Source organism: Pseudomonas sp. GW821-FHT04C07, assembly GCF_059420325.1.
The window spans coordinates 255045-276745 of sequence record NZ_JBWKTM010000008.1; the positions used below are offsets into that span (position 1 = coordinate 255045).

The 21701-nt window shown below is 57.8% G+C and carries 17 protein-coding genes; 8 read left to right on the top strand and 9 right to left on the bottom strand.

Annotated elements, in window-relative coordinates:
* The first annotated feature begins 231 nt into the window (after positions 1 to 231).
* The 3 genes from AC07UI_RS16945 (at position 232) to AC07UI_RS16955 (ending at position 2915) form a co-directional block, all read left to right on the top strand.
* Positions 232 to 1665 carry a cytochrome ubiquinol oxidase subunit I gene (locus AC07UI_RS16945; RefSeq protein ID WP_494993575.1) on the top strand — a complete coding sequence of 478 codons (1434 nt, stop codon included), beginning with the start codon at positions 232 to 234 and terminating at the stop codon, positions 1663 to 1665.
* A gap of 3 nt (positions 1666 to 1668) precedes the next feature.
* Positions 1669 to 2676 (top strand): cytochrome d ubiquinol oxidase subunit II, encoded by a 1008-nt coding sequence (gene cydB / locus AC07UI_RS16950; protein ID WP_494993576.1) that lies wholly within the window; start codon positions 1669 to 1671, stop codon positions 2674 to 2676.
* 71 nt (positions 2677 to 2747) lie between these two features.
* Positions 2748 to 2915 carry a DUF2474 domain-containing protein gene (locus tag AC07UI_RS16955; protein ID WP_494993577.1) on the top strand — a complete coding sequence of 56 codons (168 nt, stop codon included), beginning with the start codon at positions 2748 to 2750 and terminating at the stop codon, positions 2913 to 2915.
* A gap of 90 nt (positions 2916 to 3005) precedes the next feature.
* Here the strand turns inward: AC07UI_RS16955 and AC07UI_RS16960 are convergent, their stop codons facing one another.
* Positions 3006 to 4130, bottom strand: a complete 1125-nt coding sequence (locus AC07UI_RS16960; RefSeq protein ID WP_494993578.1) for a methyltransferase — start codon at positions 4128 to 4130, stop codon at positions 3006 to 3008.
* Positions 4131 to 4347: 217 nt separating this feature from the next.
* Positions 4348 to 5058: an autoinducer binding domain-containing protein gene (locus tag AC07UI_RS16965; protein ID WP_494993579.1), complete on the bottom strand. Its 711-nt coding sequence runs from the start codon at positions 5056 to 5058 to the stop codon at positions 4348 to 4350.
* Between the two features lie 402 nt (positions 5059 to 5460).
* Here AC07UI_RS16965 and AC07UI_RS16970 point away from each other — a divergent pair, with 402 nt between their 5' ends.
* On the top strand, positions 5461 to 6237 hold the full coding sequence (locus tag AC07UI_RS16970; RefSeq protein ID WP_494993580.1) for a ferredoxin--NADP reductase: 777 nt from the start codon (positions 5461 to 5463) through the stop codon (positions 6235 to 6237).
* Positions 6238 to 6283: 46 nt separating this feature from the next.
* On the opposite strand, the gene mscL is transcribed toward AC07UI_RS16970, so the two are convergent.
* The gene (gene mscL / locus AC07UI_RS16975) at positions 6284 to 6697 is read right to left on the bottom strand and encodes a large-conductance mechanosensitive channel protein MscL (protein ID WP_494993581.1); all 414 of its coding nucleotides are present in this window, start codon (positions 6695 to 6697) and stop codon (positions 6284 to 6286) included.
* Between the two features lie 882 nt (positions 6698 to 7579).
* Here mscL and radA point away from each other — a divergent pair.
* Positions 7580 to 8947: a DNA repair protein RadA gene (radA, locus tag AC07UI_RS16980; RefSeq protein ID WP_494993582.1), complete on the top strand. Its 1368-nt coding sequence runs from the start codon at positions 7580 to 7582 to the stop codon at positions 8945 to 8947.
* 78 nt (positions 8948 to 9025) lie between these two features.
* Here radA and AC07UI_RS16985 read toward each other — a convergent pair whose 3' ends face one another.
* Positions 9026 to 9394, bottom strand: a complete 369-nt coding sequence (locus tag AC07UI_RS16985) for a PilZ domain-containing protein (protein ID WP_494993583.1) — start codon at positions 9392 to 9394, stop codon at positions 9026 to 9028.
* 190 nt (positions 9395 to 9584) lie between these two features.
* On the opposite strand from AC07UI_RS16985, the gene AC07UI_RS16990 reads away from it, so the two are divergent.
* The 3 genes from AC07UI_RS16990 (at position 9585) to yjiA (ending at position 12959) form a co-directional block, all read left to right on the top strand.
* Complete coding sequence (locus tag AC07UI_RS16990; RefSeq protein ID WP_494993584.1) at positions 9585 to 11651, top strand: carbon starvation CstA family protein; 2067 nt, start codon at positions 9585 to 9587, stop codon at positions 11649 to 11651.
* Positions 11652 to 11666: 15 nt separating this feature from the next.
* Entirely contained in the window at positions 11667 to 11864 is a 198-nt protein-coding gene (locus AC07UI_RS16995; RefSeq protein ID WP_010448516.1) for a YbdD/YjiX family protein, read from the top strand.
* A gap of 123 nt (positions 11865 to 11987) precedes the next feature.
* Complete coding sequence (yjiA, locus tag AC07UI_RS17000; protein WP_494993585.1) at positions 11988 to 12959, top strand: GTPase; 972 nt, start codon at positions 11988 to 11990, stop codon at positions 12957 to 12959.
* 149 nt (positions 12960 to 13108) lie between these two features.
* Here the strand turns inward: yjiA and AC07UI_RS17005 are convergent, their stop codons facing one another.
* The 5 genes from AC07UI_RS17005 to AC07UI_RS17025 form a co-directional block, all read right to left on the bottom strand.
* A complete protein-coding gene (locus AC07UI_RS17005; protein ID WP_494993586.1) occupies positions 13109 to 13819 on the bottom strand; it encodes a GntR family transcriptional regulator in 711 nt (236 codons plus the stop codon).
* Positions 13820 to 13867: 48 nt separating this feature from the next.
* Positions 13868 to 14569 carry a FadR/GntR family transcriptional regulator gene (locus AC07UI_RS17010; RefSeq protein WP_494993587.1) on the bottom strand — a complete coding sequence of 234 codons (702 nt, stop codon included), beginning with the start codon at positions 14567 to 14569 and terminating at the stop codon, positions 13868 to 13870.
* 67 nt (positions 14570 to 14636) lie between these two features.
* Entirely contained in the window at positions 14637 to 15950 is a 1314-nt protein-coding gene (locus tag AC07UI_RS17015; protein ID WP_494993588.1) for a C4-dicarboxylate transporter DctA, read from the bottom strand.
* Positions 15951 to 16209: 259 nt separating this feature from the next.
* Complete coding sequence (glyA, locus tag AC07UI_RS17020; RefSeq protein WP_494993589.1) at positions 16210 to 17463, bottom strand: serine hydroxymethyltransferase; 1254 nt, start codon at positions 17461 to 17463, stop codon at positions 16210 to 16212.
* Positions 17464 to 17701: 238 nt separating this feature from the next.
* Positions 17702 to 21553, bottom strand: a complete 3852-nt coding sequence (locus AC07UI_RS17025) for a sensor domain-containing protein (protein ID WP_494993590.1) — start codon at positions 21551 to 21553, stop codon at positions 17702 to 17704.
* Positions 21554 to 21701 lie beyond the last annotated feature (148 nt).

Genomic DNA, 21701 nt, shown 5'->3' on the forward strand with positions numbered 1-21701 from the left:
CACGCGACAAACGACCACACAGTCCAGGCCTGAAAATGGGACTACTCTTTGAACGTTGATTGATCCAGATCAATTCCTTTTCCGGAACTGATCTGGCGGCCAGATGGCCAGAATCCCTGCGTTGTGATGGTTTAGAAAAAACGAATTTGAATTCGCCACGCGCCATATCCGTGGGGGCAGTGGGTGCAGGCCTCTAGCCGGCAGCCGGTATTACCTGACAGAGGAAGACTTATGTTCGGTTTGGAGGCACTTGATCTCGCCCGAATTCAGTTCGCGTTTACCATCTCGTTCCACATCCTGTTTCCAGCCATCACTATTGGTCTGGCGAGTTACCTGGCGGTGCTCGAAGGCCTGTGGCTGAAGACGCACAACGATACCTACCGCGATCTGTACCATTTCTGGTCGAAGATCTTTGCCGTCAACTTCGGCATGGGTGTAGTTTCCGGGCTGGTCATGGCCTATCAGTTCGGCACCAACTGGAGCCGCTTCTCCGACTTTGCCGGGTCTGTCACCGGGCCGCTGCTGACCTATGAGGTGCTCACGGCGTTCTTCCTCGAGGCTGGTTTCCTCGGCGTCATGCTGTTCGGCTGGAACCGGGTCGGGCGCAAGCTGCACTTCTTCGCAACCGTCATGGTGGCCATCGGTACGCTGATATCGACCTTCTGGATCCTGGCTTCCAACAGCTGGATGCAAACCCCGCAAGGTTTCGAAATCATTGACGGTCGGGTGATTCCGGTTGACTGGCTGGCAGTGATTTTCAACCCGTCTTTCCCCTACCGTCTGATGCACATGGCCACGGCGGCCTTTGTCGCTACCGCCTTCTTCGTCGGTTCGTCCGCTGCCTGGCACCTGCTGCGCGGCCGTGATAACCCGGCAATCCGTACGATGCTGTCGATGGCGATGTGGATGGCGCTGGTCGTGGCGCCGATCCAGGCGGTTATCGGTGACTTCCACGGCCTCAATACCCTCGAGCATCAACCGGCAAAAATCGCCGCGATCGAGGGCCATTGGGAGAATGTCGGCAATGAGCCGACTCCGTTGATCCTGTTCGGCTGGCCGGACATGAAAGCCGAGAAGACCCGTTTTGCCGTAGAAATCCCTTATTTGGGCAGCCTGATCCTGACCCACTCGCTGGACAAACAAGTACCGGCGCTCAAGGACTTCCCACCTGAAGACCGACCGAATTCGAGCATTGTTTTCTGGTCGTTCCGGGTCATGGTCGGGCTGGGTATGCTGATGATCTTCACCGGGTTGTGGAGCCTGTGGCTGCGCAAGCGCGACACCCTGTATTCGTCTCGTCCGTTCCTGTATCTGGCGCTGTGGATGGGGCCGTCCGGTCTGATCGCGCTCCTTGCCGGCTGGTTCACCACCGAGATCGGGCGCCAGCCGTGGGTGGTCTACGGATTGATGCGCACGGCGGATGCCTCGTCGGGGCATGGCTTGACGCAGATGAGTATCACCCTTGCCTTGTTCGTCGTGGTGTATTTCTCGCTGTTTGGCGTGGGTCTGGGCTACATGATGCGTCTGGTGCGCAAAGGACCGGTGCTCAACGAGGGGGCCGAAGCAAGCCACGGTGGTCCTGGCCAGAAACGTACACCAGCGCGTCCGCTTTCCGCTGCTGATGATGATGGCAATCACAGCGACAGCCTGAACAAGGGGAACTGAGTCATGGGTATTGATCTTCCGCTGATCTGGGCCGTGATCATCATCTTCGGCATCATGATGTACGTGGTTATGGATGGGTTCGACCTGGGGATCGGAATCCTTTTCCCCTTCGTCAAGGAGGACCGCGATCGCGACGTGATGATGAACACCGTCGCGCCGGTCTGGGACGGTAACGAAACCTGGCTGGTGCTGGGCGGCGCCGCACTCTTCGGGGCCTTTCCGCTGGCCTACTCGGTGGTGCTCTCGGCGCTGTACCTGCCGTTGATCCTGATGCTGATCGGGTTGATTTTCCGCGGCGTTGCCTTCGAATTCCGCTTCAAGGCCAAGGACGACAAGCGACACCTCTGGGACAAGGCCTTTATCGGCGGCTCGCTGACGGCGACCTTCTTTCAGGGCGTGGCGCTGGGGGCTTTCATCGATGGCATTCCGGTGGTCAACCGCCAGTTCGCCGGCGGTTCGCTGGATTGGTTCACGCCCTTCACACTGTTCTGCGGTGTGGCACTGGTGGTCGCCTATGCTTTGCTCGGCTGCACCTGGCTGATCATGAAGACTGAAGGCAAGCTGCAGGAGCAGATGCATAATCTTGCGCGACCGTTGGCGTTCGTCTTGTTGGCGGTGATCGGCATTGTCAGTATCTGGACCCCGCTGGCCCACGTCGAGATCGCAGCCCGCTGGTTTACCTTGCCGAATCTGTTCTGGTTCCTGCCGGTGCCGATTCTGGTGTTGGTGACCCTGTACGGTTTGATCCGCGCCGTGGCCCGCAATGCGCATTACACGCCGTTCCTGTTGACCCTGGTGCTGATCTTTCTCGGCTACAGCGGTCTGGGCATCAGCCTGTGGCCGAACATCGTGCCACCGTCGATATCGATCTGGGACGCCGCGGCACCGCCGCAGAGCCAGGGATTCATGCTGGTCGGCACGTTATTCATCATCCCGTTCATCCTGGGTTACACCTTTTGGAGCTACTACGTGTTCCGCGGCAAGGTCACCCATGAAGACGGTTATCACTAGGTGTAGGAGCGAGCTTGCTCGCGATGGCGTCTTCTTGGGCGCCATCAAACCCCCGGAGAGGATTTCAGGTAATGACCGGCAAACACTCCTTGCAGGAAATCGAACAGGCGGAAAAGAAACCGCTCTGGCACAGGCTTGGCTGGCTGGCGGTGATCTGGACCGGTAGCGTGCTGACCTTGGCGATCGTCGCCAGCCTGATGCGCATGTTCATGAACGCCGCCGGCCTGACCACACACTGAAATTCGCGACACCCATTCCCATCCCGTTGCCTTGCGGCACGGATTTATAACCCTCCTGACGGAGGGTTTTTTTTGCCTGGGATTCGAGCGCTATTTACGCGCTTTGAGAATCACGAACTTGGGCGTGGTCGCTACTTGTTCGACGCCACGGAACAATCGGGCGAGTTTGCTGTGATAGCCCAGATGACGATTGCCGACGATATACAACGCGCCACCGACCACCAGCGCTTCACGAGCTTGTTGGAACATCCGCCAGGCAAGAAAATCACCGACCACCTGTTGCTGGTGAAACGGCGGGTTGCATAACACGACGTCAAGCGATTGCGGCTCTTGCCCGGCCAGGCCGTCGCCAGCGCGGACAATCACTGCGCGCTCACCGAGTGCCGCGCGCCAGTTTTCGGCCGCCGATTGCACCGCCATGAATGATTCATCCACCAGCGTGTACTGAGCCTGAGGGTTTTGCAGCGCGCTGGCGATGGCCAGCACCCCGTTACCGCATCCCAGGTCGGCGACCCGCGCACTGCCAAGGTTTTTCGGCAAGTGTGGGAGAAACGCCCGCGTGCCGATATCCAGGCCTTCGCGGCAGAACACATTGGCATGGTTCAACAATTCGATCGCAGGCTCCTCGAGGGTGTAGCGAGTCGGGTAAGGCGATACGGCTGGCTTTTTGCTCTCGGGCGTGGCGATCAGCAGGCGGGCTTTTTTCACCGCCAGCGAAGCCTGTACCGGGCCAATATAGCGTTCCAGCAGATCGCCGGCGGCGCGTGGCAGGTGTTTGACCATGGCGGCCGCAATCACCTGCGCACCGGGGGCCAGTTGGTCTTGCAGGCGAATCAGCTGTTCTTCCAGCAAGGCCAGGGTTTTCGGCACCCGGATCAACACCCGGTCGAACGGTCCGGTCAGGTTTTCGCTGGCGGGCACGATCGGCACGGCATCGAAGGCCTGGCCGTTACGCACCAGGTTCTTCTCCAGTGCCAGGGTGGCGAGAAACGAGTCGCTGCTGCTGGTGACCTGTACATGCCCGACCAGGCTGGCTGCCAGAGCGCCAAAGCTGTCGTTGAGCACCAATACCCGGGTACCCGCTGCCGGCCGTTGCTCGGCCAGATGGTTGAGCAGAAATTCATCAGCCGCGTCGAAGGCCTGTAACGGCTCGTTCTGTTGTTCAGGCTGGCGGATCAGGTCGAGCTGGGCGAAGGGGCTGTCGAGCAGGGGCATGGTGCGGGGACTCTGGGTAATCAACGGGTGTCCCGCAGGGCCTGGGCGGCTTTGATGCTTGCAGGATCGTCTGAGTGGACTGCGTCGCGGTGCTGGGCAACTCGCGTCATCACTCAGATGCGGCCGCAAATGGTACGTTTTTTTCTAATGAATTACTCGCAGGTTTTATCGGCGCGAACAGTGGATAGTTCGGTCTTTGTCTACCGTACGGCAAGGCTCAGAGCCATCCTTTCAGGCTGGCCTGCACCACTGCCGAGATTTTATTGTTGACGCCCATCTTCTTTATTGCGCTGCTCACATGGAAATTCACGGTCCGCTCCGAGAGATTGAGGATGGTTGCAATGTCGGAGGCGGTCTTGCCGTCCGCAGACCATTTCAGGACTTCGGTTTCCCGGGTCGATAAACTGGTCCCGTCACGAAAGTCAGCGTCGGATAGCATCTTCTGCGCGACGATTGAGTGCAGCGTGTGGCTTAGCCAGATAAGTTGGCCTGCCTTCCCGTAGAGCTCCCTGGCAGTGATCGGTTGGTGGCTTCGTGAGAGGCTCAGTACGCTGAAGAATCCACGAAGATCATGCACCGATTGCGACCAGCCATGACGCATCCCATGGGCTTGCGTATCTTCCCAAAAGGCAGGGGTGCCAGAGAACGCGTTGTCATCCCAGAGGATAGGCAAAACCGACTGACTGCAATATTTTACGATCGGATCTATTGCGACATAGTTATGCGCTTCGTATTTTTTGTTCCATTCGTCCGGGTAGTTGTTGATCTTTACAGTGTGTGTTTGAGTACTTTGCGAGTGAGGGCTGACCGCAAATGCGCAGTACTCAAATCCCATCTCGTAAATAAGGCTAAGAGCGACTTCGAATGTGGACTGAATGTCGCTGCCTTGCGTTAATCGCTGTATCTGGGCGTCGGTCCAAATAGTCATTGATTATTCCCTCTGTCGGGCTCTGTAGGGTGTTGCATTGGATCCAAGGAAAACTCGAAAACCGAGTGTAGGATATTTCTTTCGGAAATGCTGAGGACTTTGTTCGAAATTGAACGATATTATTCTTAGCAAGCTCACAATGTTACATGGCATAAAAATACCCTGCTTCCTCTAATGGTCGGGAAGAGAGAGGGGATTTTTAATAGTGTTGCGATTGTTTAAACCAAACCTGGTTAGTGCAATATATAGTCAGAATCTATCACTATGCAGTCAGTCTCATTCGTTTAAAGATTATGTTGAGCGTGTGCCACCCTCACACACAGCTAGATAACATTACAAATCGCCGGTGTTCCTGGGCTCGGCTTTGCGGGAAACTGGGGTACCTGTTCAATGGAGCGCCCCATGACCGTCAGCGCCGAGAAATTTACCCGCCAAACGTTGCTCGACGTACAACCGCTGACTCCTGGTCTGTTTACGTTGCGCACCACCAGAGATCCGGGCTTCCGTTTCCAGGCCGGGCAATTTGCTCGCCTGGGGGTTACCAAAGCGGATGGCAGTACGGTGTGGCGGGCCTATTCCATGGTGTCTTCACCTCATGACGAGTTTCTTGAATTTTTTTCCATTGTCGTTCCGGGTGGTGAGTTCACCAGTGAGCTGAGTCGTTTGGGGGAGGGCGATACATTATTGGTCGAGCGCCAAGCGTTCGGTTTTCTGACCCTTGACCGCTTTGCCAGTGGCCGTGATCTTTGGTTGTTATCCACAGGTACGGGCCTTGCGCCGTTTTTGTCGATTCTACAGGACTTTGATGTGTGGGAAAAATTCGAGCGAATCATCTTGGTTTATAGCGTGCGCGAAGCACGAGAGCTGGCCTACCAGGACCTGATAGCCGGACTGGCACAGCGTGAGTACCTGGCTGAGTACGGCCATAAATTGCAGTTCATCGCGACGGTCACCCGCGAGCAGTCTCCGGGAGCCTTGAACGGGCGGATCACCCGGTTGATCGAGAGTGGCGAACTGGAGCGAGCTGCAGGCGTGGAGCTTACGGCCGAGCATTCGCGGGTGATGCTCTGTGGTAACCCGCAGATGATCGATGACACGCGTAGCATGCTTAAAAAGCGTGATATGCAACTGAGCCTGAGTCGCAGGCCCGGACAGGTTGCTGTAGAGAGTTACTGGTAAAAAAACGGCGCCTTGATGGCGCCGTTCTTTATCGCGACAGGAGCGTTCAGGCTCTGTTGTTCTGCGCTTTGAGCAGGTCGCGAATTTCGCCAAGCAGCTCTTCTTCCTTGGTCGGAACCGGCGGCAGGGTTGGCGCAACGGCCTCTTCGCGTTTCAGGCGATTGATTGCCTTCACACCCATGAAAATCGCGAACGCGATAATCAGGAAGTCGATGATGCTCTGGATGAATTTGCCATAGGCCATGACCACTGCCGGAGTGCCGCCCTGAGCCGCTTTGAGCGTGACCGCCAGGTCAGCGAAATCCACCCCACCGATCAGCAGGCCAATGGGCGGCATCACCACGTCACCTACAAATGACGAAACGATTTTGCCGAAAGCCGCGCCGATGATGATACCGACGGCCATGTCGACCACATTACCTTTGACCGCGAAGGCCTTGAACTCACTTAGCACGCCCATAGGTTATTTCCCTGTTACAGATGAGGTTGGTGAGCGCAGTGTAATTCAGCAAAACGCATCTTGCTCGACGCGACTGCTTATAGCGCTCGCAGGCATCGACCTGCCCGGCAGCAAATGGTTTACAACGTGCCCTCAATCGCGCGCGAAGTCCGTGGGGATTCCATTATCGTGGCCGAAAAGCTGAAGGGCTGCCCAAGGCCAAAGTCCTCACCTCGAACCAGCCCGGCCGATGCTCACTCATTGCTGCGGGAGGGGGTGCAAGCTTGTCGCAACGCTCTGGATCGCGGGTGGTAATATCGATGACTTATGTCTGGTTGGTTTGTTTTTATGCTCCAAAACAGTAGGTATAAACAGACGGTGTTGTAGTTCAACGGCGGTACGTCAGCAGTTGTCGGAGGAAAGCAGTAGCGCAAGTGCACCTCTAAAAGTTGACCGACGCCAGGAATCAAGTTTATGTCAAAAAGGTTCGTCGCAAAAAAGTTGCTCTAAAATGCTCATCAAGTTTTCCGGGTAAGTTTGAAGTGGCAGGACTAAGGTGATGGGCGTTGCGTTAAAGGTGCTTTTCAGCGTGTTGCTTGTACATTGCGCTTTTTAAGTAGCAAGGTTTGTACAAGCTTTGGTTTGGTTTGATGGGCCGGGTCGAGGTCTGGACTGATGCGTCAAAACGAAAGTTGTACAACTAGTACTCAATCGTAATTCGGCTGACCCATTACAGGAAATAGAACACGTTACTAAAGCGTCTGGCGAAATGGGTTGATTGAACCTGCCTTGAAGCGACTCAGCTTTGGTGTAAACGCAACGGCAAGATTGAAATCCATACGGCGTGCGCCGCGCTGATCGCCGCCAGCTGAGCTATCATCGCGGTTTTTCGTTGGAGTTCTGATGGCCAAGGCAAAGCGCATGTACGGCTGCACGGAGTGCGGCGCAACCTTCCCCAAGTGGGCCGGCCAATGCGGCGAATGCGGCGCCTGGAATACGCTGGTCGAAACCGTGCTGGAAAGCGGTGCGGCCGCGGCTCCCAGCGGACGTACTGGCTGGACCGGGCAGCAGGCTCAGATCAAGACGCTGGCCGAAGTCAGCGTTGAAGAAGTTCCGCGTTTTTCCACGGCATCCGGCGAGCTGGACCGGGTGCTCGGCGGCGGTCTGGTAGACGGTTCGGTGGTGTTGATTGGTGGTGATCCGGGCATCGGCAAGTCGACCATCCTGTTACAAACCTTATGCAGTCTTGCCGCGCGCATGCCGGCGTTGTACGTCACAGGCGAAGAGTCCCAGCAGCAAGTCGCGATGCGCGCCCGTCGCCTGGGACTGCCTCAGGACAAGCTGCGGGTGATGACCGAAACCTGCATCGAAACCATCATTGCTACGGCTCGGGTAGAAAAGCCGAAAGTCATGGTGATCGACTCCATTCAGACCATCTTCACCGAGCAACTGCAATCGGCGCCGGGTGGCGTGTCCCAGGTGCGCGAAAGTGCGGCGTTGCTGGTGCGTTACGCGAAACAGAGCGGTACCGCGATTTTCCTGGTCGGCCACGTCACTAAAGAGGGGGCACTGGCCGGGCCGCGGGTGCTGGAGCATATGGTTGATACCGTGCTGTATTTCGAAGGTGAGTCGGATGGCCGTCTGCGTCTGTTGCGGGCGGTGAAAAACCGCTTCGGCGCAGTCAATGAATTAGGTGTGTTCGGCATGACCGACAAAGGTCTGAAAGAAGTCTCTAACCCGTCGGCAATTTTCCTTACTCGCGCTCAGGAAGAAGTGCCGGGCAGTGTGGTGATGGCCACCTGGGAAGGCACCCGGCCGATGCTGGTGGAAGTCCAGGCACTGGTGGACGACACTCACCTGGCCAACCCGCGTCGGGTAACCCTGGGCCTGGATCAGAATCGACTGGCCATGCTGTTGGCGGTCCTGCATCGACATGGCGGCATTCCGACCCATGATCAGGATGTATTCCTCAACGTGGTCGGCGGGGTCAAGGTATTGGAAACCGCTTCCGACCTGGCGTTGATGGCGGCGGTGATGTCCAGTTTGCGCAACCGGCCTTTGCCCCACGATCTGCTGGTGTTTGGCGAAGTGGGTTTGTCCGGTGAAGTGCGACCGGTACCCAGCGGTCAGGAGCGCCTGAAAGAGGCCGCCAAACACGGCTTCAAGCGGGCCATCGTACCCAAGGGCAACGCACCGAAAGAGGCGCCGCCAGGGTTGCAGATTATTGCCGTGACACGCCTTGAGCAGGCATTGGACGCGTTGTTCGAATAAAGACGACTCGGGGATACAATCTTTAATGTATCCCGCCTCCAGGCGACTTGCGGCCGGCTCCTGGTTGATCCGTCATGATCAAATCTTGATCAGCGCTCCCAGCTCCCGTTCAAGTACGGCCTGATCGCCCAGATTGAGCTCGATCAAGCGCCGCAGGCGGCTGACAGATTCCAGGTTGATGTACCGGCAGACGAAGCCAAGCTGGCCGTGATCTTCATGGGTAAGCTGTACGTCCATGGCGATCTCGACCTCCTTGCTCAAGTGAATGTCGACGGAAAAAATCTGTTCCTTGTTCCCCTGCCAAGGCTCGGGACGTTCGATCAGCAAGCCCTTGAGTGACAGATCAATCAGCTGCACTGGCCAACGATTCCCGCCCTGGCTGAGTTCAGTCGTGGCGTCGAAGGCTATACGTTTGAAGCGGCGGCGATCTGCAGGGTGGTCGCTCATGGCGCAGTCCTCTTGATGTTTGCTGACTATAGACCCGCATCTGTAGAAGCTGCCACCGTCTGTGCTCACTCAGGAGGGGGAAGGGAGCCTTGAAACAAGGCTCCAGACCAATGTCGGGTATGGTCTTTAATGCAAACAGGTCTAAACTCGAGGTGAGTTTCTCTCAAGTCCACCTGGCTGGAAGAAAAAGATGAAAAACAATAATAGCCTGCTACGCCACTTACCCTGGCTGCTGCTGGCAATCGTAGGTGCGTGTGCCTTAGGGGTAGTGGCCTTGCGCCGCGGCGAGGCGATCAACGCCTTGTGGATTGTGGTTGCGGCAGTGGCTATTTATCTGGTTGCTTATCGTTACTACAGTCTGTTTATCGCTAACAATGTGATGCAGCTTGATCCACTGCGGGCCACTCCCGCAGTGCTCAACAACGACGGTCTGGACTATGTGCCGACCAACAAACATGTTCTTTTCGGTCACCACTTCGCAGCCATTGCCGGTGCGGGGCCGTTGGTCGGCCCGGTTCTGGCAGCGCAGATGGGCTACCTGCCCGGCACGCTCTGGCTGATTGCCGGTGTGGTGCTGGCTGGCGCCGTGCAGGACTTCATGGTCCTGTTCATGTCGACCCGCCGCAACGGCCGTTCTTTGGGCGACATGGTCCGTGAAGAAATGGGCCGCATTCCTGGCACCATCGCGCTGTTTGGCTGCTTCCTGATCATGATCATCATCCTCGCGGTGCTGGCGCTGATCGTGGTCAAGGCCTTGGCCGAAAGCCCGTGGGGTATTTTCACGGTGATGGCGACCATCCCGATCGCGATGTTCATGGGCATCTACATGCGCTACATCCGCCCGGGTCGCATCGGTGAAATCTCCCTTGTCGGGGTGTTGCTGTTGCTGGGCTCGATCTGGCTGGGCGGGCAGATTGCCGCCGATCCCGTGTGGGCCAAAGCGTTCAGCTTTACCGGCATCCAGATCACCTGGATGCTGATTGGCTACGGTTTCGTCGCGGCGGTACTGCCGGTCTGGCTGATTCTGGCGCCGCGCGACTACCTGTCAACCTTCCTCAAGATCGGCACCATCATTGCCCTGGCGATCGGCATTCTGATCACCATGCCCGAGCTGAAAATGCCGGCACTGACCCAGTTCACCGACGGTACCGGGCCGGTATGGAAGGGCGGGCTGTTCCCGTTCCTGTTCATCACCATCGCTTGTGGTGCGGTGTCTGGTTTCCACGCGCTGATTGCCTCCGGGACCACGCCGAAACTGCTGGATAACGAAAGCAACGCCCGTTACATCGGTTACGGCGGCATGCTGATGGAATCCTTCGTGGCCATCATGGCCATGGTGGCTGCTTCGGTGATCGAACCGGGCGTGTACTTCGCGATGAACAGCCCGGCGGCCATTGTCGGCGCTGATGCTGTTTCGGTTGCTCAAGCGGTCAGCAGTTGGGGTTTTGCAATTACCCCGGAAGCGCTGCAAGCGGTGGCCAGGGACATCGGTGAAACCACGGTTCTGGCCCGTGCTGGTGGCGCTCCAACCCTGGCGGTCGGTATCGCACAGATCCTGCACCACGTACTGCCGGGTGAAAACACCATGGCGTTCTGGTACCACTTCGCGATTCTGTTCGAGGCACTGTTCATCCTGACCGCCGTCGACGCCGGTACCCGTGCCGGTCGTTTCATGCTGCAGGACTTGCTCGGCTCTTTCGTTCCGGCTCTTCGGCGCACTGAATCCTGGACCGCCAACCTGATCGCGACCGCCGGGTGCGTGGCGATGTGGGGTTATCTGCTGTACCAAGGTGTGATCGATCCGCTGGGTGGCATCAACACCTTGTGGCCGCTGTTCGGTATCTCCAACCAGATGCTGGCCGGTATCGCGCTGATGCTCGCCACTGTCGTACTGATCAAGATGAAACGCCAGCGCTACATCTGGGTGACCTTGCTGCCGGCAGTCTGGCTGCTGATCTGCACCACCACCGCAGGCTTCATCAAGCTGTTCGACGCCAACCCGGCGATCGGTTTCCTGTCCCTGGCCAGGAAATACAGCGATGCGCTGGCCAGCGGTCAGATCCTCGCCCCGGCCAAGGACATCACCCAGATGCAGCATGTGATCTACAACGCGTACACCAATGCGACACTGACGGCGCTGTTCCTGTTTGTGGTATTCAGCATCCTGTTCTATGCGCTCAAGGTCGGTGTTTCGTCCTGGGGCAGCAAAGAGCGCACGGACAAAGAAACGCCATTCCAGGCCCAGCCGGAAGCGTAATAGAGGGTTGCAGCCATGTTCAATGACCTGAGTCGCCTCGGTAAGTACCTCGGTCAGGCCGCGCGCCTGATGGTCGGCATGCCCGACTACGACACCTACGTCGAGCATATGCAAACCAAACACCCGGACAAACCGGTGATGAGCTACGAGGCGTTCTTTCGCGAACGCCAGGAGGCTCGCTACGGAGGCAAGGGCGGTCCGAAATGCTGTTGAAATACGGCGTTTAAGCAACACACCACTGTAGGAGCACGGCTTGCCGGCGATTGCGATCCTCTGGACGTCATCGCCGGCAAGCCGTGCTCCTACAGTTTTTTCTGCATATGGGAGATCTTCGTTTTGCTACCCACCATCCCCGTCACGGTCCTTAGCGGCTTTCTCGGCGCCGGCAAAACCACGCTGTTGCGCCATTTGCTCAAGGCCGAACACGGCTTGAAAATCGCCGTGATTGAAAACGAATTCAGCGACGCCAACATAGACGCCGAGCTGCTGGGCGATGAGCCAGTGCAAGTCATGACCCTGTCCAACGGTTGCGTCTGCTGCACCATTCACACCGATCTGACCAAGGCGCTGTACTTGTTATTGGAGCGTCTGGACAGCGGAGAAATCGCCTTCGACCGGCTGGTGATCGAATGCACTGGTCTGGCGGATCCGGCGCCGGTGGCGCAAACCTTCTTCATTGATGAAGAACTGCGCGAACGCTATATCCTCGACGGCATCATCACACTGGTTGATGCGGCGCACGCCGAGCAGCACCTGACCCAGACCATCGCTCAGGCGCAGATCGGTTTTGCCGACCGCTTGCTGGTGAGTAAGCGCGATCTGGTCGACGAGGCGACGTTTAACGCTCTGAGTGAACGTCTGACCCGGATCAATCGTCGCGCGCCGATCCGCGTGGTCGAACACGGCAAGATCGATCTGGCCGAGTTGCTCGATGTGCGTGGCTTCAATCTCAACGCCGACCTCGGCGGCGGTGTAAGCCTGCGCCCGGTGAGCAAGGCGCCTTCCATCGACCGCATCTCCAGCCTGGTGCTGCGTACCGACAAAGCGCTGGATATCGACAAGCTCAGCGAGTTCATGAACGAACTGCTGGAAGACCACGGTAAGCAACTGCTGCGCTACAAAGGTGTGCTGAACATCATCAACGAACCACGACGCATGGTGTTTCAGGGCGTGCTGAAGTTGTATGGCTTCGATTGGGACGCCGAGTGGGCCGAGGATGAAGCGCGCGAGAGCGTGATCGTGTTTATCGCCGATGAATTGCCGGAAGAGAAAATCCGCGCAGGGTTTGCGCGAGTGGCGGCTGAGTAAGGTCGAATATTTCCAGCGTGTTTGAGACCGCTATCGCGAGCAGGCTCGCTCCCACACTAGATCACCTGTGAACACAATATTTGTGAACACCACCAATCCAATGTGGGAGCGGGCTTGCTCGCGAAGGCGATCTAACCGGCAACACGATTTCAACTAGACGCTAGCCCTGAGTTCAGCAGTTTCTCCTCAAGATGATCCAGATGCAGGGTCATCAACCCCTCGGCAGCCTTGGCATCCCCGCGCTCCACTGCCTCGACAATCGCCGCATGCTCCTGCCACGCACAATGACTGCACGACTGTTCTTCATAGCAGGCGATAGCCAGTGAAGTCAGCGGCACCAGGCTTCCGAGAAATTGGGCCAGCGGTGCATTGCCGGCGACTTGCGCGAGTTGCAGATGGAACTCACCCGACAGGCGAATCGCCGACCCGCGTTGGTTTTGTTCGATGCAGCGGCGTTCGCGGTCGATCAATTCGCGTAACTGCGGCAGGTGCCGGGAAGTTGGTTGTTGGCAGGCCAGTCGCACCAGGGTGGTTTCTGTCAGCCTTCGGGCGTGGAGTATCTGGCGAGTTTGTTCGGCATCGGGGGCCGCGACTTGCGGGCGATGATTGGGCCGCAGAATGATCACCTGCTGATGAGACAATCGCGCCAGTACCTGGCGGATGATACTGCGGCTGACACCGAATGCCTGGCCAAGGCTTTCTTCGGTGAATCGGCTGGCCGGGGCAATGCGTTGTTCGAGAATGGCGTCGAAAATCTGCGGATAGATGTCGTCGACGCAACGCTTTTTTTCGCTCTGGCGGCGCAGGGGCAGGGCGGCAGAAATCGAGAAAACGGGATTCTTCAAGGCGTAGGAACTCATGGCCTGTCTCCAGTCCGGTTGCCGATAGGGTTTTTTCTACTACAGCTATTAGCCCAGATTGTCGTCCGGGATGTTCAGTTCAATGCCCATGCGTTTCCCTTCCTGAAGGATGTGCCGGCGCATTTCGGCGCTGGCCAGGGCGCTGTTTTTGCTGCGGATCGCACGCACCACGGTTTCGTTTTCTTCCAGGCGCTCGGCCAAATGCTCCGGCGAATTGCGCAGCATCTCGGCGCTCTGTTTGAGCGCGTTGCTGGTTTGCTGCACGACGTTCTGGAAGATCGGGTTCGATGTCAGGGTGAACAGCTCTTCGTGGAAGTCGATGTAGGCGTTCATCCCGGCTTCGCTGTCATTGGATTCGAGGGCTTCGCGCATGTCCATCAGCGTCAGGCGCAGTTGGCCGATTTCCTTGCTGCTGATGGATTGGGCAACCAGCCCGACAATGAACGGTTCGAGGGTGTAACGCAGTTGCAGTACATCCTCCAGGCTGGCGCCGGCCACGCCACTGTCAGTGGTTGGCGCATCATCGAGGCTGGCTTCCAGTACCACCACGCCCTTGCCGGGCATGGAGCGCACCAGGCCGAGGGTCTCCAGCACAATTACCGCTTCACGCAGGCTCGGCCGACTGATGCCCAGTTGTTCAGCCAGTTCGCGTTGCCCCGGCAACATATCGCCAGAGCGCCACTGCCCACGCGCCAACGCGGCGCGAAGCTTTTGAACCACTGAATTTACAACTGTTGACGAGGTGATCACTGTTCACTCCATGAGAGTCGGTAAGGCGTTGGTTATTGTGCCTGCCAATGACAGGCACAAGGTTGGGTCAAAACTCTTGCTGATGTGCCGGTGGTGGGGCTTTACGCGGCTGGAAGGTGTAACCCTGCTCGCCGGACAGTACCTTGTTGGCACGCTGGACATCGATGTCTTTTTCCCAGCGGGCGATGGCCACGGTGGCGACACAGTTACCGATCAGGTTGGTCAGTGCCCGGCCGATGCCCATGAACCAGTCCACCGCGAGTACCAGCACCAGACCTACCACCGGAATCGCCGGGATCGCAGTCAGGGTCGCCGCCAGAATCACCAGTGCCGAGCCTGGAATGCCGTGGGCGCCTTTGGAGGTGATCAGCGAGACCAGCAGGATCGTCAGCAAATCGGTCATGGCCAGCGGCGTACCGGTGGCATTGGCGATGAACACGATGGCCAGGGTCAGGTAGATCGAAAAACCATCGAGGTTGAATGAGTATCCGGTGGGAATCACCAGGCCCACCGTCGAACTGCCGATGCCCAGATGCTCAAGTTTGCGCATGATTTGCGGCAGCACGGCGTCGGAGGAGGCGGTGCCCAGAACGATCAGCAACTCTTCGCGCAGGTACTTGAGAAACGGCAGCATCCGCAGGCCGGACAGACGCATCACCAAACCGAGGACCAGTGACACGAACACCGCACACGTCAGGTAGAACAGACCGATCAGACTGCCCAGGTGTTGCAGTGAGTCCAGGCCATATTTGCTGGTGGTGAAGGCAATCGCACCAAACACACCAATCGGTGCCAGACGCACGATCATGCCCATGATGCGGAAGATCACATGGCTAAGCTCGTTGATCAGTCGCGAGATTCCCGAAGCTGCCTCACCTACCAGGTTCAGCGCGCTGCCGAACAACACCGAAAACAGCAGCACTTGCAGGATGTTGTTGTCGGCGAATGCACCAATCACCGAGGTCGGAATCAGATCCATCAGGAACTGGGTGGTAGTGTGCATATGCTGGCCACGCTGGGCGATGTCACCCATGTCGGCGGTGGAAAGTTGATCCAGATGAATATTCGCACCACTGCCGATGCCGGTGCTGAACGCGAACACCAGACCGATCACCAAGGCGATGGTGGTCAGCACTTCGAAGTAAATCACCGATTTGAGGCCGATGCGCCCGACCTTTTTCAGATCGCCGGCGCCGGAAATGCCGCTGACTACCACGCAGAAAACGATCAGGCCGATGAGCATTTTGATCAGTTTGATAAAGCCGTCGCCGAGAGGTTTTAGCTGGGCGGAGTATTCGGGAAGGGTCAGTCCGCAGACGATGCCAAGCACCAGGCCAAGGACAACTTGAAGGAAGATTGAACGCGAGCACCATCTGAGCATGGGAGGAATCCTGGTGAGTGTCCTGGTTGCTGTGCGCAAGGTGCATCAGATTCAGGACTTAATTATTGTGGTCTTACCGGTATGTCCAGTGCAGGCGCAGTGTAGGCGCTGTTTTCAGGTGATCGCAAGCAGAAAATAATGAATTGGCTTTACCGGTCTTACCAGTTGGGTGGCGATGCCCGAGCTTGAGCTGTTTTACAGGCGAAAAAAAACCGGCCATCACTGACCGGTTTCTTTGTGTTGCGGTTAAACGGGCTGATTAAGCGCCGTATACCGGCAGCTTTTTGCAGATGGCCTTGACCTTCTCGCGAACGGCGTCGATGACGGCGTCGTTGTTCAGGTCTGCCAGGATGTCGCAGATCCAGCCGGCCAGCTCTTTGCACTCAGCCTCTTTGAAGCCACGAGTAGTGACTGCAGGTGTACCGAAACGCAGGCCGGAGGTGACGAACGGGGAACGTGGATCGTTCGGGACCGAGTTCTTGTTCACGGTGATGAAAGCCTTGCCCAGAGCGGCGTCGGCATCTTTACCGGAAATTTCCTGTTTGATCAGGGACAGCAGGAACAGGTGGTTTTCAGTACCGCCAGACACCACGTCGAAACCGCGCTCGATGAACACACCGGCCATGGCCTGGGCGTTCTTGACCACTTGTTGCTGATAGATCTTGAACTCAGGCTGCAGCGCTTCTTTGAAGCAGATCGCCTTGGCTGCGATCACGTGTTCCAGCGGGCCACCCTGGGCGCCCGGGAATACGGCGGAGTTCAGCTTCTTCTCGATGTCGGCGTTGGCGCGAGCCAGGATCAGGCCGCCACGTGGACCGCGCAGGGTCTTGTGAGTGGTGGTGGTCACGACGTCAGCAAATGGAACCGGGTTCGGGTAGACGCCAGCAGCGACCAGACCGGCTACGTGAGCCATGTCGACGAACAGGTAGGCGCCGACCTTGTCAGCGATTTCACGGAAGCGCGGGAAGTCCAGAATCTGCGAGTAGGCAGAGAAACCGGCCACGATCATTTTTGGCTTGTGTTCTACCGCCAGGCGCTCGACTTCGTCGTAGTCGATCAGGCCGTTGCTGTCGATGCCGTACTGCACGGCGTTGTACAGTTTGCCGGAGGAGGAGACGCTGGCACCGTGGGTCAGGTGACCGCCGTGGGCCAGGCTCATGCCCAGGATGGTGTCACCGGCTTGCAGCAGGGCCAGGTAAACCGCGCTGTTGGCTTGGGAGCCGGCGTGCGGTTGAACGTTGGCGTAATCGGCGCCGAACAGTTCTTTGGCGCGGTCGATGGCCAGTTGCTCAACCACGTCAACGTACTCGCAACCGCCGTAGTAGCGCTTGCCTGGGTAGCCTTCGGCGTATTTGTTGGTCAGTACCGAGCCTTGAGCTTCCATCACCGCTGGGCTGGTGTAGTTTTCCGAAGCGATCAGCTCGATGTGTTCTTCCTGGCGCTGAGCTTCTTGCTCCATGGCGGCAAAAAGGTCGGCGTCGTACTTGGCAATAGTCAAATCACGGCTGAACATGGCGGTCCTCAAGGATCGGGGGGGCAGAAAAGGAAGGCATTCTAACCCAATGGGTTTTGTCTGGCATATGAAAGGACATCATGTCGCAGACAAGTGGCTTTCATGAGGGGATTGGCGGCGATCGTGCGGGCCTCATCGCGAGCAGGCTCGCTCCCACTGGGGAACGCATACCAAATGTGGGAAGGGCCGGGCGACGTTCGCTTGCTCGCGATGGGGCCGCCCGCATCACCACAAAATCTCAATCGAACATGAAGAGCGCATCATTGCTGAACTGCGCTTCGAAGCGGTTGGCCGGCATCGGGCGGCCGAACAGGTAACCCTGCACTTCGTCACAACCGTGTTCACGGAGGAAGTCCAGTTGCTCATGGGTTTCCACGCCCTCGGCGATCACCGCCAGGTTCAGGCTGTGGGCCATGGCGATGATTGCCCGGGCGATCTGCGCGTCCTGTTCGCCAGACGGCAGGCCATCAACGAAGGTGCGGTCGATTTTCAGCACATCGATGGGGAACTGCTTCAAGTAGTTCAGTGACGAGTAGCCGGTACCGAAGTCGTCGACCGCGATGCTCAGACCGAGGTTTTTCAGGCCGGCGAGGATCTGCATCGCCTCGCTGACTTCGCGCATCAGAATGCTTTCGGTCAGTTCCAGCTCAAGGCAGGCCGGCGGCAAGCCGATGTCCTTGAGGATGGTGGCGATCCGCGTGCCGAGCTGACCGTCGGAGAACTGCCGGGCCGAGATGTTCACCGAGACTTTCGGTACCCGGACCTTGGCTTGGTGCCAGGTTTTGAGCTGACGGCAGGCCTCGCTGATTACCCAGTCGCCAACATCCACCACCAACCCGAGCTCTTCGAGCACCGGGATAAAGTCTCCCGGCGGCACCAGCCCGCGCCGTGGATGACGCCAGCGCAGCAGGGCTTCGGCGCCGGTCAGGCGTTTGCCGTCGCCGCTGAATTGCGGCTGGTAGTAGAGAACGAATTCATTTTGCTCGAGGGCATGGCGCAAATCGCTTTCCAGTTCCAGGCGTTCCAGGGCGCTGGCATTCATGTCCGCCTGATAGAACTGGAAGTTGTTCTTGCCGCGCTCCTTGGCGTGGTACATCGCAGTGTCGGCGTTCTTCATCAATTGGCTCAGCTCGTTGCCGTCCTGCGGACTCAAGGCAATACCGATACTGGCGGTGACAAAGAATTCCCGGCCTTCGAGCACGAACGGCTTGACCAGGCTGGCGAGGATTTGTTCAGCGACGTGAATGGCTCGATTCAGTGCTATTTCACGGTTGGCCCGCGGTTGCAGCAGCAAGGTGAACTCATCGCCGCCCATGCGCGCCACAGTGTCGTCATCATCGACGCAGCCGAGCAGGCGTATGGCCATTTCCTTGAGCATGCGATCGCCGGCGGCATGACCGAGGGAGTCGTTGATCGGTTTGAAGCGGTCAAGGTCGAGGAACATCAGCACTACCCAGGACTTCTGCCGCTCGGCCGATTGCAATGCGCTGTGCAGGCGATCCTGGAACAGTGTGCGGTTGGGCAGGTGGGTCAGGGCGTCGTAATACGCCAGACGGTGGATGCGCTGCTCACTGGCCTTGCGCTCGCTGATGTCGCTGAAGAAGCAGACGTAGCTGGCGAGGTCGCCTTCGTCGTCCAGCACCGCAGTGATCCCGACCCAAGCCGGGTAATGTTCACCGTTGCGTCGCTTGAGCCAGACTTCGCCTTCCCAAGTGCTGTGTTGATGAAGTTGCTTGAGGACATAATGCAGATGAGCTTCTTGCTGATCATCGACGGTCAGCATGTTTGGCAACTGATCGAGGACTTGTGCCACCGCATAACCACTGACGCGGCTGAAGGCCTCGTTGGCCTGGACGATATAGCCGGCCGGGTCGGTGATCAGAATCGCCGAGGTCGAATGCTCGAATACCGTGGCCGCCATGCGCAGATCTTTTTCCGCACGGCGTTGCTGGCTGATGTCACGGCCGACGCCGAGCACACCTTCGAAGGCACCGTGTTCGTCCCACACCAGTACCAGCCGCAGTTCGATTGGAATCTTGCGTCCGTCGGCCCGCAGGCAGTCAAAGAGGAATAACTGGGTCTGCACCTGGCTGCGCAATTGAGCAAGCTGTACGGGCTTGTCCAGGGCTTTGCTGACCCGTTCCATCAGCGTGTAGATGCCGGTCAATTGTTGTGGGTTGGCGATGATCGATTGCCAGCCGTTCTGGAAGATCCAGTCGGCGTCATAACCGAGTACGGCCTGTACCGAAGGACTGACGTAATTGAGCGCCAGCGTGCTGTCAGTGGAGAAAATCACGTCGCTGATGCTTTCAGCGAGCATGCGGTAGCGCTGCTCACTGTCGCGCAGGGATTCGCTGGCTTCGATCTGGTCGGTGATGTCCTTGGCCACGCCGATGATGCGCGTGACCTGATCGTGCTTGTCGCGGGCGAGCGCCTGTTCGCGGATATCGAAACGGCGCCATTGATTGTTGCGGTGGCGGAAGCGCAGTTGGCATTGCATTAATTGCGCGTAACCGGCTTGCCGCTGATCCTGACGCAAACGGTGATAGTGATCGGCGTCTTCGGGGTGTAACAGGATTTCCCAGAAATACTCGCCCATCTGATGCAGCTCGGTCTTGTTGTAGCCCAGCGTCTGGCCCAGATGGTGGTTGCTGTAGATCATGCGTTGGCTGATCACATCCTGCACATACAAATGATCAGGCACGGTGCGCACGACGTCGGACCAGAAGCCCTCACGCTCCAGCAGGGACAATTCGACGAGCTTGCGGCTGGTGATGTCGCTGATACTGAGAATCACCGCCCGGTAGTCGTGCTGCTCTTGCGGCAGGCGCAGTACCAGCCACAGATGCTGGTCATGACCCTGGGCATCCTTGAGCTTGATTTCCTGCTCCAGCTGCTTCTGCTGGTTGAGTACAGCCTCGAGCAACAGGTTACCGATGGCCTTGTTGTCCAGCGGGCTGCCGTCGATCAAGAATTTCCAGGCTTGCTCGCAGGACTCGACCTTGAGCAGTTGCAAGGCAACCTGGTTGACTTCGGTGATGCGCAATTCTTGCAGCAGTTTCTGGCGTTGCTCGGGATTGTTTTCCAGCCAGAGGTACAGCTGTTCGCTGGTCTGCAGTTGAATTTTGTCGAAAAACGCCTGGAGACCGGAAAGGTCGAGCACACACAGGGCAACACCAGTGCCGTCAAAAATGTCCTGATAACGGCGACGCCCTTCATTCGATTGTCGCTGTCGGCGACGCATGTTCAGCAGTGTGATCACCGGCAGAAGGGAGAAGGCCAGCCCCAGCAGGCATTTGCCGATGAAGGCAGGCAACAGTTCATTGAGCGCTGCTTGCTTATCGAATAGACCGCGCAGTTGCCAGTCGCTTTTGCTCAAGGGCGCGACCAGGACGCTGTTGGTCAGATCATCCGGGGTCAATACATCTGTTTTGGCGGTCGAAAGGCTAGCCTCGCGACTGATGATTTGATGACTGAGCTGGTTTTGCACCACCCACATCGGCGGCGCCGGTTGATCGGCCTGCTTGGTCAGGGACTGGAAAAATGTCGGCGCCAGTCGCAACACCCAATAACCGTTTGTCGCACCACTGGATGAGGGCAGCAATAGTTGCACTACCGAACCATCGGCTGCGTTGCTATAGAAGTAGCGTTGGGAACGGCTGCGTTTGACCAGATCGGCGAGCCAGGCATAGTCGTGGCTGTCCGTCGCGCTGTCACTGAGCACTTCGCCGGTCGGCCCCAGCAATGCCACGCTGCGCAGATCCGGGAGTGATAGCTGCAGTTTTTTCAGCAGCGCCTGCTGTTGGTCGATGTGCTGCGGTTGTTCGACGAGCGGTAGCAGGTTAAGAGCAATTTGCGCATTCAACGCCATGTTCAGGCTGACATGATCAGCCAGATCAGCGGTGTAATCGATGGTGTATTGAAGCTGGTGCTTTTGGGTTTGCTTGAGCTGATCGAGCAACTGCCAGAACAGCAGGGCGAGCAGCAGCAATACCAGCGTCGCCAACGCGCCTTTGAGCGTGCCGCGCAGGGTCGAGCCGGGCGCAGAGTTTGATGCGCGCGCGGAAGATGGCAGAGTGACGTTGGACAAACTGTGATCCTGCGGATTGGCTGGACTGGCGCGACGTGCACTATAAGCCGGACGCCCGGAGGGCGGCTAGCATGCCTTGAGTTGTGGCAAAGTGCCAGCCTTCGCTGGCTGGACTGAAATCCTTCATTAAGGTAGCTTTGCCGGTTAC